Source organism: Clostridium sp. 1001271B_151109_B4 (assembly GCF_015670405.1).
Classification (GTDB): Bacteria; Bacillota; Clostridia; order Clostridiales; family Clostridiaceae; genus Clostridium.
The window spans coordinates 1-13,968 of record NZ_JADPBQ010000018.1 but is presented as its reverse complement, the minus strand read 5'-3'; the positions used below and the strand labels follow the sequence as shown (position 1 = coordinate 13,968).

The window sequence follows — 13,968 nt, the reverse complement described above, 5'->3', positions numbered from 1 at the left end:
TGACGAAGCAACAAAACTATGTAAAGTAATTAACTTAATTATGGATAATATGGTGAGGGGGAAGAAAAAATGAAAGAGGTACTAATTGATTTTGATAATAAAAGCCCTGCTGATTTGAACGAAAGTATAAATATTGCAGCATTTTTAACTGAAAATGATGATGTTGAATACAAATTTATAGAAGGATTAGAAGGGATTTGGAAGCCTATACAGGATTTTTCTAAAAACAATATATGTACATGGAAGCCCTCTAAGCCAGGAAAATACATGATAATGGTACAAGGTAAATCCACTTCATGTAAAAAATCCTATGATTATCTTGGTAAATCCGAATATGAAGTTGTAGAGAATGAAAAACTGATAAAAGAAGTAGAGGTTAATAATAAGATAAGAGTAGGTGAAAAATCTACAATAAATGTAACATGTAATGAGGAATTAGTATTATATAGATTTTGGATTAATGGAGAAAAGGATTGGGAAATTCTAAGAGACTATAGCACAGAAAAAGAATATACTTTTACCGGTGTTGAAGCTGGTAATTTTGAAATATTAATAGAATGTAAGAAGGTAGACTCTGAAAGAAATGTAGATGACTTTACTACTGTTAAGGTAGAAGTTAAGGAGTTAGATAAAATAGAAATTACTAATTTTGAATGCTTAACAAATAATAAGTTAGTAAATGAAGAGTTGATTTTTAAGGTAGAATCAAATTATCAACAAAATAGACCATTGTTATATAAATTTTTAAAAGTGAATAAAGAGGGAAAAGTTATTTGTATTCAAGATTTTTCCTCTAGAAGTATAGTCACATTTAAAGAAAAGGTTCCGGGGCAATATAAATTATTATGTTTAGTGAGAGATATGTTTTCATCAAAGAGCTTTGATGATAGGGCAGTTATTTTATATAACGTTGATCCTTATGAAGAAGTTAATATTAGAAGTTTTAAAAGTGATGTTAAATCTCCACAAGCAGCTGGAACTGTTATTAACTTAAAGGCAGATGTTGATGGAGGAAGAGAATTATTATATAGATATATAATAGAAGGTCCTATTTCTGAAGATAGTGGATATATTAGAGGAAATGAGTGTGTTTGGGAGCCAAGGGATGAGGGAAAATATAAAATAACACTAAAGGTTAAGGATATTTCATTTGAAGGAGACCATGAGGATATTACATCTATTCAATATGAAGTCTTTAATAAAGGAGAAAAGCCAGTTAGAATATCAGATGTTAAATGTGATAAGGGCAGAAAATGTATAATTGGAGATAAGATAAATATTAAAGTAAAGACTGATGGTGGAATAAAGCCTCTTTATAAGTTTACAATTTATAAAGAAGGAATTCAAAAAGAAAGTATAGATTATGGAACAAATAATTGGATTGATTTTATCCCAACTGAATCAGGAACATATGAAATAGATATTAAAGTTAAGGATGAATTTTCTTCAAGACCATATGATGCATCAACATCGTTATTTATAGATGCAAAGGATTATATAGCAGCAGATATTGATTATGTATTATTAAATAGTAGAGAGGTTTATTTAGTAGATGATATTATTAATATTGAAGCAATAGTTAAAAATACTAAGGATGTTTTAGTTAAATTTGTTACAAAGATAAATGGATATGAAGTAGAGAATACCGATTTTGTAAAAGAAAAAGCAATAAAAATAAGGCCTAAATGTCCTGGAAAATACTCTTTTGTAATTTATGCGAAGAATGTGAAATCTACTGAAGAGTATGATAGTAAAAAAGAAGTTTCCGTTTATGTTCAAGAAGTAACTCCAGTTAACTCAACTAAAATACAGCTTTATTCTAATGAATTTAAAATAGGACAAGAAGTAACTTTTGAAGCAACATCACATGGTGGGAAAGAAGTTTGCTATGAGTTTTATATCATGATAAATGGAGAATGGGTATTATCTCAAAGTTATAGTAGAAAGAATTACTATACATTTGTTCCATTTAAAAATGGAAGTTATAGAGTTCTAGTATTAACTAAGAGCTTCCATAAAGATATTTCATATGAAGATTATGATATAATAGAGTTTGAAGTAAAATAAGACATGCCGTTTCAATAGAATATTCATATTTCTAAGATTCTATTGAGGCGGTCTTTTAATTTCTTGCATTTGTGGAATATTAATAATAGAATAGGCTATATAAAGTTTAACGAGGTGTTGTATGGAAAGACTAGATAAGGTACTGTCTAATTTAGGATATGGTACAAGAAAAGAGCTTAAGAAAATTTGTAGAAGTGGATTAGTTGAAGTTAACGGAGAAATAGCTAAAGATAGTGGAATGCAAGTTGATCCTGAAAAAGATAAAATAGTAATTAATGGTGAAGAAATATTTTATAGAAAATTTATTTATTTAATGATGAACAAACCAGATGGTGTTGTTTCAGCTACATATGATAACAGAGATGAAACTGTTGTTGATTTATTAGAAATTGATCACCAAGTGTTTGAACCATTTCCCGTTGGAAGATTAGATAAGGATACAGTAGGGTTATTATTATTAACTAATGATGGTGAGCTAAATCATAGATTGATTTCACCTAAATGGAAGGTTGATAAGGTTTATTATGCGAAGATAGATAAGAAAGTAACTGATGAAGATGTTGCTAAATTTAAGGCTGGAATTACATTGGATGACGGATATTTATGTAAAGAAGCAAAACTTGAAATTTTGAATGCTACTGATGAAGGTTCAGAAGTGATGGTAACTATTCAAGAAGGAAAATTCCATCAAGTTAAGAGAATGTTTGAAGCTGTTGATAAGAATGTTGTATATTTAAAAAGAACAGAATTTGGAACTTTACCTTTAGATGAAGATTTAGAAGAAGGCGAATATAGAGAGTTAACAGAAGAGGAATTAGCTATTTTAAAGAGTTTTTAACGAAAGAAAACGAAAAATGATATAATAACATTCATGGGGCTAAAAATAAGCAAGATATTTTTCAAAAATCCCTTGCAATATAATTTTTTCTCTACTATAATATTAATGCAAGGATAAATAAAAGGAATTAAATAGCCCCCTTTTTATTTATTGCTTATTGCTGAAGCGCAACCTGGCCCCAAGGGTTGCGTTTTTTTGCGTTCTTTTTTAAATTTACAATTTTAGGATTGTAGAGTTATTTTTTTATTATAATTCTGGAAACTAAAAATTTCCATAAAGGTACAATTAAATTTTTATTTTGAGGTAATAATATATACTGTTATGCTATAATAATTTTTAGATAGATTATACGTTCGATTTGATTTTGAAGGTATTTCACTTATATATTTTTGAAGGGAGGATGTTCTTTTGGATTTAAAATCTTTATTAAACAAAGAACAATATGAAGGCGCAGTAACTGTGGATGGACCTGTACTTATTTTAGCAGGAGCAGGCTCAGGAAAAACTAGAGTTTTAACTTATAGAATGGCTCATATGATAGAAGATCTTAAAATCTTTCCATATAAAATCTTAGCTATTACTTTTACTAATAAGGCGGCAAAGGAAATGCAAGAAAGAGTTGAGGCTATTATCGGTGAAAAAGCCAAAGATATGTGGATTTCTACATTCCACTCTACTTGTGTGAGAATATTAAGAAGAGAAATTGAAAAGCTTGGATATAAAAAGAATTTTACTATATATGATGGAACAGATCAAAAGACACTTGTAAAAGAGTGCATAAAAATTCTTCAAATTAATGATAAAGAAATTACTGAACAAGAAATAATGGGTAAGATAAGTAAAGCAAAAGATAATATGCAAAGTGCTGACGCTTATTATAGAGAACATGAATCAAACTTTAGAGAAAAGAAAATTGCTGAAGTTTATAAAATGTATCAAAAAAGATTAAAAGAAAATAATGCTTTAGATTTTGATGATTTAATTTGTAAGACTGTTGAATTATTTAAAAAAGATCCTGAGACTTTAGAGTTTTATCAAAGAAAGTTCCAATATATTATGGTAGATGAGTATCAAGATACTAATGGAGCTCAATATGAATTGGTAACTTTACTTGCAGCTAAACATAGAAATTTATGCGTAGTGGGTGATGATGACCAATGCATCTACCAATGGAGAGGCGCAGATATAAAAAATATCCTTGGATTTGAGAAGGATTATCCAGAAGCTAAGGTTATAAAGCTTGAGCAAAATTATCGTTCAAAAGGTAATATATTAAATGCAGCTAATGTTGTTATAGTTAATAATGCAAATAGAAAAAGCAAAGTACTAAGAACTGAACAAGAATTAGGTAGTAAAATTAAAATATATAGAGCATTTTCAGATGGTGATGAAGGGACTTTTGTAGCCAATCAAATTGAAAAAATAAAAAGAGAGCAAAATAGACAATACAAAGATTTTGCTATACTTTATAGAACAAATGCTCAGTCACGTATATTTGAAGAAAGCTTAAGAAGAGCTGCAATAGCTTATAAGATTGTTGGTGGAACCAAGTTCTATGATAGAAAAGAAATTAAAGATATGTTAAGTTATTTAAAGGTTCTTGTTAATCCTTCAGATAGTATAGCTTTAAGAAGAATTATAAATGTTCCTAAGAGAGGGATAGGAGATGCAACTATACAAAAAGTTTTAGATTTTGCTGAAAGTTATGAATTGACTTTATGGGATGCATTATCAGAGGTTAGAACTATACCAACACTAACAGCGAGAAATTGTGCTGGTATTGAAAAGTTCATGGAGCTTATGGAAAATTTAATGATGATATCTGAGACGGTTCCAGTATCACATTTAATAGAGACAATTTTAGAAGATACAGGATATATTAGAGAACTTGAGGCTTCAAAACAAATAGAAGATAAGAGTAGAATAGAAAACTTAAAAGAATTAGTATCAGATGCTGTTGATTTTGAAAAAACATATGAAATAGAAAAGAGAAGCGGAGCAGCTGATTTTGATATAAATAAAACTCAATTAGAATCTTACTTAGAAAAGGTATCGCTTGTTCAAGATACTGATAAGCTTGAAGATGAAGAAGATGAAAATGGAACAGTTGTATTAATGACAATTCATAGTGCAAAGGGGTTAGAGTTCCCGGTTGTATTTATGGTTGGAATGGAAAATGGAATATTCCCAGGTCAAGCTTCATTTAATAGTGACGCTGAAATGGAAGAATCAAGAAGACTTTGTTATGTTGGAATAACTAGAGCAAAAGAAACTTTATTTATGACATCTGCTGAAGTAAGAAGAGTATTTGGTAGAACTGTTGCATACCCTCAATCAGACTTCATTTCAGAGATTAAGCCAGAATTAAGGGAATATATATCTATGACTGGAGAAACAAGAGACTTAACTCAAGGTGCAGCTAGGACACCTTCAACTAATAGATTTAAGCCAACTTATAGTAATCCACATAGTTTAAGAAGTGATTACGGAACATTTGAAAATAGAAACTTTGGTGGAAGTGGTCTATCAACAACAAATAGTTTAGCAAATTCAAATAGTTCATCTTCGTTAATGACAGCAGCAGAAGCAACTATGGGAAGAAAAGTTAAACATAATAAATTTGGAGAAGGAACAATTGTATCAGTTGCTGATGTTAATGGAGATAAAAAATTAACTATTGCATTTGATAAACAAGGGATAAAGAACTTAATGTTATCGATGGCAAAGCTTGAAATTTTATAAATTGCCATTTAAGAAAGGAAGATTTTAATGGATAAGAAAGCTCGTATAGAAGAATTAGTTGAACTTTTAAATAAATATGCTTATGAATATTATTCTTTAGATAATCCATCAGTTACAGATAAAGAATATGATAGTAAATATGATGAATTAAAGGCTTTAGAAGAAGAAACAGGATATGTACTTCCTTATTCACCAACCCAAAGAGTTGGAGATGTTACTTTACAAGGGTTTTCTAAATATACACATAAAGCTAGATTATGGAGTTTAGATAAAGCACAAAGTTTTGAAGAAATAATAGATTGGCATAATAGAAATGTTAAATTTGTAAATGAAATGAATTCTAGAGGTGAAAACTTACCGCCATTAAGATATGTAATAACAAAGAAGTTTGATGGGCTTACTATTAATTTAACTTATAATGAAGACGGAGTAATGGAAATTGCAGCTACAAGGGGAAATGGTGAAACTGGAGAGGTAGTAACAGCTCAAGTTAAGACAATAAAATCTATTCCTTTAAAAACTTCAAAAGGGGATTTATTTGAAGTTCATGGTGAGGCAATCATGACTACTGAAGCATTTGAAAAATATAATGAAACATCAGATACTCCACTTAAGAATTTAAGAAATGGTGCAGCAGGAGCACTTAGAAATTTAAATGTTAAGGAAACCGCAAGAAGAGGACTTTCTGCGTTCTTTTATGATGTAGGTTATAAAGAAGGACAAAACTTTAAAAGTTATGAGGAAATGTTAAGCTTTATAAAGGCGAAAGGACTTCCTATGGATTCATATATAAGATATGCGGATAATTTAGATGATGTTAAAAATTATATAGATGAAATAAAAGAAATGAGATTTGATTTAAATTATGATATTGATGGAGTAGTTATCGCCATTGATGACATAAGAACGAGAGACTTGCTTGGGTATACTATTAAATTCCCAAAATGGGCAATTGCATTTAAGTTTGAAGCTCAAGAAGCTACTACTACGCTTTTAGATGTTGAATGGAATGTTGGTAGAAGTGGAAGAGTTGGTCCAACAGCGATACTTGAACCAGTAGAACTAGCAGGAGTGACTGTAAAAAGAGCAACTTTAAACAATATGGATGATATTAAAAGAAAAGGTGTAATGATTGGAGCAGAAGTCTTTATAAGAAGATCTAACGATGTTATTCCTGAAATTATGGGTGTTGTAGAATCTTCGCTAGAAAATGCTACTGAAATAAAAGTGCCAGAAACTTGCCCAGCATGTGGAAGTCATTTAGTTTTAGATGGAGCGCACTATTTCTGTGAAAATACATTATCTTGTAAACCACAGTTAGTAAAGAGTATAGTTCACTTTGCTTGTAGGGATGCTATGAATATTGAGGGATTCTCAGAAAAGACAGCAGAGCAATTATTCGAAAAGTTAGACATTAGATCAATAGCAGATTTATATAAACTTAATTTTGATGAACTATTAACTTTAGATAAATTTGGACCAAAGAAGGCACAAAATCTTTTAGATGCAGTTGAAAGAAGCAAGACGCCGGAACTATATAGATTTATATATGCACTTGGAATTCCTAATGTAGGAGTTAAAACTGCTAAAGATTTAGTAAATAAATTTAAATCTATTGAGGGATTAAAAAATGCTACATTTGAAGAGTTAATTTCAGTACAAGATGTTGGTGATATAGTAGCTAAATGTGTATTAGAATTTTTCCATGAAGAAAAAGTATTAAATACAATAGAAGAATTATTTAATTTAGGAGTAAAACCTATATTTGAAGAAACTGTAATATTAGAGAGTTCTTTTAATGGTAAGACAGTTGTAGTAACAGGTACATTGCAAAATTACTCTAGAGGTGAAATAAAGGCTAAACTTGAAGGGTTAGGAGCTAAGGTTTCAGGAAGTGTAAGTAAAAAGACTGATTATGTTATTGCAGGAGAAGAGGCTGGCTCTAAATTGACTAAAGCTCAAGATTTAGGAGTTACTGTTTTAACTGAAGAAGAATTTGAAAAAATGATTTAGATATAAAAAGTAGTTACAAATGAATTTGTAACTACTTTTTTATATTATATTTATATTATATTATCATCAAACTTTATAATGTTATCATCATCGTTAGTGATTGAATCATCCATTAAGAACTCAGGTTCATAAAGTGTATCATTTTTCTTTGAATTATTTTCAAGTGATGAAATGCTTTTATTTATTTTTTCAAGTAAATATGTTTGAATTCTTTGATTTTTAAGCATCTTTAAAAAGGCTATGAAAGACCATATTCCAATGAACATAAAGCAAATCATAAATATTATTGCTACTGATTGAAATATTATTTGAACTATTTGCATTGCAGTTGTCATATGATTAGTACCTCCATAAATTTGTAAACGGAAACTCAATACTTTTCAGTCAGTGAGTACACGTAGTTTAACTTCTACTAACTAAATCTAAGATTTAGAGTGGCAGTTAAGTTCTATTAACAAAATATAAAACTTTGAATCTTGTTTACAATGATTATATCATAAATTGGGAAAATTTCTATAAAAATAATTTACTTATTATTGAAAAAGATTAATTCTTTATAATTATGTCTATAATTATAGAAAAGTATAACAAGAGAGGGGAAATAAATTTGAAAAAGATAATAGCAGCTATTTCTGTTTCGATTGTAACAATAATTATATTATTAAGTTTTATAGATAAGACACCACAAGAAAATATAAGTAATACTGGGGATATTGTTTATTCAATAACAAGTATACCAGAAAATTTAAAATCTATTGGTAAATTAAGCAAAAGGGAACAAGATATAGTATGCGCTACAAGCAAGGGATTAGTAGAGCTAGATTCTGAGGGTAATATACAGCCGGTTTTAGCTCAGGACTATACTGTTAGTGATGATGGATTAGAGTATGTATTTAAAATTAGAGATGATATTTATTGGAGTGATGGAAGTAAGATTACCCCTAGTGATATTGTAGATTTTTTTAGAGAAGTAATTACAGAAGAGAATGAAATTTCTGCACTGTTAAATGTGTTTGGAGTAAAAGATTATATAAATGGAAATAATTCATTTGCGAATACTGTTGCTATAACTAGTACTGAAGATAGCTTAAAGATTAGATTGAATTCAAAGGATGATGGATTTGTTGAGGAGCTAACTAAGCCACAGTATAGAGTAAGAAAAGAATTGTTGTTTTGGGAGAATATAGATAGGAATTATAGTTCAATTTCGTATTCAGGTAATTATTGTATTTCTTCAATGAGTGACTCTGAAATAATTTTAAAGAGAGCTGATAATTCAAATGTAGAATTGGCTCAAACAATACATTTAGTTAAGGATGATAGTGAAGATTTGGCATTAGCTGCGTTTGAAATAGGTGAAAGAGATATTGTTATGAATCCACCTACAAGTCAATTACAAAGACTTAAGGAAGAAGGTAAATTAGTAGAAACTCCATCTGATGAAGCTGTTTATTTAGCCTTTAATGGGAATAATGAAAACTTTTCAAATCAAGTCAAGAATGAAATATATAGATTAGTTAGTAAAGCTATAGAGGAATATCAAAATAAAAATGATTTACTTCTTGAATTAGCTGAATGTAGCTATTTTAGAGAAGACAAGGATGATTTAACAAAGTTGCAAAGCAGAAATGTTATGGTTAATTTAAAAAATGATGTAGAAATGCCAAGCAAAATAGTTCTTGTTGCAAAAGAAAGTTTACAAAACAAAGATATAACTGATTATTTAACTTCGTGGTTTAAGGAAAATACAGATATAACCTTAGTTTGTAATTTACTTACAGAAGATGATATGAATTTAATTAGTGAAAAAAATTATTATGATATTGCATTAGTAAATGTATATGCTAAATTAGAGGATGATGAACAGCTTCTTTCTACAATATCAAGTTTTCTTCCAAAAAATGAAAGAGATATGATAAATAATTCGAATTCTAAAGCTGAAAAAGAAGAATTATTTGCTGAGATAGAAGAAGAGCTTTTTAATAATCATAGAGTATTACCACTATTATTTTATAACAATACTATAGCAGTTAATGATAATAAAGATGAAAATATTTTAGACGGGAATGGTAATATAGATTTTAGTGCCATTAAATAAGGATGTAATTCAAAATAAAGCCGGCTTATGCCGACTTTATTTATTAATTAGACAATGTTGGTTTAGCATCATTATTGTTTTTATCGATATTACTTAATTCAGTTAAACTTGATTCATCAACAGATATAAAGGTGTTATCCACAGAATTAGATGTTAATTCATCACATGGGATTTCTGTGACAATATCTGCTTCAATCTTAGGAATTGAATCATCTGATTCTTCAATAGTAGTTGAATTATTATCACGTATATCATCAGTATTAGATGTCTGAACAGGAATCAATCCTAATTCATTCATATATTCATCTTTAAATAAATGAATAAGTAAGAAGAAATTTAAAAAGTTCCTGTAACTATCAAAGGTGTTCTTAGTATTAGAAAAAGTATCTTTACGCTTATTATAAGTAACATATTTATTAAATATAGGTGCAACTCCATTGCCTTCTGGGGTAGGAATGTCTGGCATTCTGAAATAACTTTCATCTACCATATCCTTTGAGCTTAAAGTAAACCCTCTATAACGTTCATAATCATCTAATGTAGGGGCTTCTGGCCAGCTAGAAATTATTCCAGAGTTTATTATAAATTTTCTATAAACAGTAGATATCATATTTCTATGCTCAGATGAATTAGTAGATACATCATCATAAATAATAAAGGCCAAAATATAAAAAGTAATATCAAAACAGGAGTATTTAATTTCTTTTTTTGATGATAATTTATAAAAAGCACCCTTATCTTCATCATATAAAGAGTATAATCTATTTATTATTTCGGTGGATTTCTCTAAAAATGTTATTATTTTCGTATGTTTATAAGATAAGGTTAAAACTAATGAGCACAAGGCAGCAGAATCTAAAGAATTAACATAATAGTCCTTTTCATCAAATTTACACATTGAATAATCAGCCAAATCTATTATAAAATCCTTAAGCTCATCATCACTTTTATAGCTATATAAAATATTTAATGATAGTAGAACTTTGCAAATTTCATCTAATGAACATTCGTATAATTTATCTTTAAAATCATAAAACATATTTAAAATTTGCAATGAAAACTCAGCATATGATTCTGAAACTTCATCTTTGGGATTCTTAATAGAAAACATATAATATGCAAGCATCATGAAAGCTTGATCGGAAAATTTAAATTTATTATCTTTATCAACTAAATTAAAGTTTCTAGCATTGTTTTCTAGTAAGTTTTTTTTATCTACGAAAACTCCTTCTCCATTTCGTAAGTTTGAAGAATAAAATTCAAGTTGATCCTTAGATATACTATTGTATAAATCGTATAAGGCATAATTGCTACTATCTATGTTTTCAAAACTCCTATAGTAATCTAGTAATTCTAATATGCATAAAGTCATTAAAGCGTTAGTGCTTGGGTTAATTTCTTTCTTAAAAGAATCTTCATCAAATCCATTTGAATTCTTACTATGAATAAAGTTTGCAGATGACTTTCTGTAAACACATAATAGTGGAGAAAAATTACTATTTGTGCTAATATCAATGGAGGAAGATGATTTATTCTTTTTTATTTTAGAAACTAAACCACATTTGGATTGTAGCACTATAGTTTTTACTGCTTCTTTAGATAAATAAAAAAGTTGCCCGTTAATTTCCTTTTCAGAAAGGCTATTCATTCTAAAAAATGGCCCAATATATCTCAAATTCTTCACCTCTTAATTAATCCTTATATTAATATTATGAGTTAAGTGAGAATTTGTTGCATTATTTTTAAAAAAAGGAGAAATTTAATATATAGTAAGTAAAATTATGAAATGGAGGAATTTTCAATGAGGAGTGGAGCAAGAAGAAATGACCAAGTTAGAAATGCAAAAATAACTAGAAATTATATAAAACATGCAGAGGGATCTGTTTTAATAGAAGTAGGAGATACAAAGGTAATTTGTACTGCATCAATAGAGGATAAGGTACCACCATTTCTAAAAGGTAGTGGGGAAGGTTGGATTACAGCTGAGTATAATATGTTGCCACGTTCTACAGCAACAAGAAAACCGAGAGATATAGCGAGGTTAAAAATTGATGGAAGAACAATGGAAATACAAAGATTAATAGGAAGAGCATTAAGATCAGTAGTTGATTTAAAAGCTTTAGGGGAAAAAACTATTTGGATAGATTGTGATGTTATACAAGCTGATGGGGGAACAAGAACTACCTCTATTTGTGGAGCTTTTGTAGCTTTAGTTGATGCTATGAATAAATTACACAAACAAAAACCATTTAAAGTTTATCCAATTAGAAAGTTTTTATGTGCAACTAGTGTAGGAATTGTTGGAGAAGAAAAGTTGCTTGATTTATGCTATGAGGAAGACTCAACAGCAAGAGTTGATATGAATGTCATTGGAACTGATGATGGTGAATTTGTTGAAATACAAGGTACAGGTGAAGAAGCTCCATTTAATAGAACTGAACTAAATGAATTATTAGATTTAGCTGAAAAAGGAATAAAGCAAATGATTCAATTACAAAAGGATTGCTTAAAGATGGATTCTTTATGGATTGGAACAGGAGATGGAGAATAATATGAAAAAAATAGTTTTAGCTAGTAATAACTCTAAGAAAATAAAAGAAATTAAAGATATACTGAATGGTTTAGAGTATGAGGTATATTCTCTGAATGATATGGATATTAACATAGATGTAGAAGAAGATGGAATTACTTTTGAAGAAAACTCTAAGAAAAAGGCTACTGAAATTTATTTATATTTGAAAAAAAGAGGAGAAGATAATTTTCTGGTTTTAGCTGATGATTCAGGATTAGAAGTGGATAGTTTAAATGGAGCGCCTGGAGTGTATTCTGCTAGATATGCTGGTGAGCATGGGAATGACTATAAAAATAATATTAAGTTGCTAGAAGAAATGAAGAATTTTAAGGGTGATGATAGAAAAGCAAGATTTGTTTGCGTAATATCATTAGTTGATGAAAATGGTGATATTAAAGTTGTTCGTGGAGAAGCTGAAGGATATATTATTGAAGAACTAAAAACTGAGGGTGGATTTGGGTATGATCCATTATTCTTCTATAAAGGATTTAATAAGACCTTTGGAGAGGCTTCGGCAGAAGAAAAAAATGCTATTTCTCATAGAGGAAATGCGCTTAAAAAGCTTAAAGAAATACTTTAATTTAGTTAATAGTTTTAATTTAGTTAATAGTTTTGAGTTAAGAGTTAAGGAATAAAGTCTGTTTAGACAGACTTTAGAATATATTAAAGAAACTATTTAAGGAGTTTCAACATAAACTATTAACTATAAACTATTAATTATTAACTTAATGGAAAGGGTGATTTTATGCTTATTGCTGTAGTGAGTGATTCACATGGAAATAGAACTAGTATAGATAAGGTTAAAAAAAGAATTAGTGGTGCAGATGTACTTTTATTTTTAGGTGATGGAGAAAGTGATTTAAGAGAAATTACAGAGGAGTTTAAGGGAGAGGTATATGCTGTTAGAGGAAACTGTGATATGAGGGGATTATATCCAGAAGAAAGAATTATTGAGATTCAAGGCAAAAAGATATTTATGTGTCATGGGCATAGATATGGAGTGAAATATGGATATAATTCTATTTTTTACAGAGGAAAAGAAGTTGGAGCAGATATAGTTTTGTTTGGTCATTCTCATATACCTATTATAGAAGAAGAGGATGGATTAATTTTGATGAATCCGGGAAGTGTTTCATTAGGGTTGGGAAGAGTAGATAAAACTTTAGGATATATTGATTTAATTGAAGAAAAAGATCCTATTACATATATAAAAGAGCTATAAAATAAAAAAAATAAAAAAAAATAAAAAAAAGTGTTGACGGATTAAAAATCATCATGTAGAATAATCATTGTCGCTGCGAGATGTAGCGAGATGAAAGAAGATGATTACCGGGGTGTGGCGCAGATGGGAGCGCGCGTGGTTTGGGACCATGAGGTCGCAGGTTCGATCCCTGTCACCCCGACCAATTCAACTAATGAAATTAGTTAAAAAGAATATGCGGGTATCGTATATCGGTAATACTCCAGCCTTCCAAGCTGGAAAGGTGGGTTCGATTCCCACTACCCGCTCCAAAAAAGCTTTTAAAAAAAAGCTTGACATAAATAAAGAAATGTTTTAAAATAAAAAACGTTCTTTGGTATTATGCGTGTTTAGCTCAGCTGGATAGAGCAACGCCCTTCTAAGGCGTGGGCCAGGAG

The 13,968-nt window shown here is 29.3% G+C and carries 10 protein-coding genes and 2 tRNA genes; 10 read left to right on the top strand and 2 right to left on the bottom strand.

Annotation, left to right across the window (positions count from 1 at the left end; all coding sequences use genetic code 11):
* Positions 1-69: 69 nt before the first annotated feature.
* From I4V63_RS12185 to ligA, 4 genes are all read left to right on the top strand, one after another.
* On the top strand, positions 70-2,067 hold the full coding sequence (locus I4V63_RS12185) for a triple tyrosine motif-containing protein (protein WP_196001521.1): 1,998 nt from the start codon (positions 70-72) through the stop codon (positions 2,065-2,067).
* 121 nt (positions 2,068-2,188) lie between these two features.
* Positions 2,189-2,905, top strand: coding sequence for a pseudouridine synthase (locus I4V63_RS12180; protein ID WP_196001520.1), 717 nt, complete (start codon positions 2,189-2,191; stop codon positions 2,903-2,905).
* A 408-nt stretch (positions 2,906-3,313) separates the two neighbouring features.
* Positions 3,314-5,647, top strand: a complete 2,334-nt coding sequence (gene pcrA, locus I4V63_RS12175) for a DNA helicase PcrA (RefSeq protein ID WP_196001519.1) — start codon at positions 3,314-3,316, stop codon at positions 5,645-5,647.
* A 27-nt stretch (positions 5,648-5,674) separates the two neighbouring features.
* A complete protein-coding gene (gene ligA / locus I4V63_RS12170) occupies positions 5,675-7,660 on the top strand; it encodes an NAD-dependent DNA ligase LigA (protein ID WP_196001518.1) in 1,986 nt (661 codons plus the stop codon).
* Between the two features lie 50 nt (positions 7,661-7,710).
* Here the strand turns inward: ligA and I4V63_RS12165 are convergent, their stop codons facing one another.
* A complete protein-coding gene (locus tag I4V63_RS12165; protein WP_196001517.1) occupies positions 7,711-7,995 on the bottom strand; it encodes a hypothetical protein in 285 nt (94 codons plus the stop codon).
* 272 nt (positions 7,996-8,267) lie between these two features.
* On the opposite strand from I4V63_RS12165, the gene I4V63_RS12160 reads away from it, so the two are divergent.
* The gene (locus tag I4V63_RS12160; protein ID WP_196001516.1) at positions 8,268-9,758 is read left to right on the top strand and encodes an ABC transporter substrate-binding protein; all 1,491 of its coding nucleotides are present in this window, start codon (positions 8,268-8,270) and stop codon (positions 9,756-9,758) included.
* 43 nt (positions 9,759-9,801) lie between these two features.
* Here I4V63_RS12160 and I4V63_RS12155 read toward each other — a convergent pair whose 3' ends face one another.
* Entirely contained in the window at positions 9,802-11,433 is a 1,632-nt protein-coding gene (locus I4V63_RS12155) for a hypothetical protein (protein WP_196001515.1), read from the bottom strand.
* 126 nt (positions 11,434-11,559) lie between these two features.
* Between I4V63_RS12155 and rph the strand changes: the two genes are divergently transcribed.
* The 5 genes from rph to I4V63_RS12130 all read left to right on the top strand — a co-directional run bounded on the left by rph (position 11,560) and on the right by I4V63_RS12130 (position 13,842).
* Positions 11,560-12,309: a ribonuclease PH gene (gene rph / locus I4V63_RS12150; RefSeq protein ID WP_196001514.1), complete on the top strand. Its 750-nt coding sequence runs from the start codon at positions 11,560-11,562 to the stop codon at positions 12,307-12,309.
* 1 nt (position 12,310) lies between these two features.
* Positions 12,311-12,910, top strand: a complete 600-nt coding sequence (locus I4V63_RS12145) for an XTP/dITP diphosphatase (protein ID WP_196001513.1) — start codon at positions 12,311-12,313, stop codon at positions 12,908-12,910.
* A gap of 165 nt (positions 12,911-13,075) precedes the next feature.
* Positions 13,076-13,552: a metallophosphoesterase gene (locus I4V63_RS12140; RefSeq protein WP_196001512.1), complete on the top strand. Its 477-nt coding sequence runs from the start codon at positions 13,076-13,078 to the stop codon at positions 13,550-13,552.
* Between the two features lie 108 nt (positions 13,553-13,660).
* Positions 13,661-13,736, top strand: a tRNA-Pro gene (locus I4V63_RS12135).
* A gap of 32 nt (positions 13,737-13,768) precedes the next feature.
* Positions 13,769-13,842: transfer RNA gene (locus I4V63_RS12130), tRNA-Gly, on the top strand.
* Positions 13,843-13,968 lie beyond the last annotated feature (126 nt).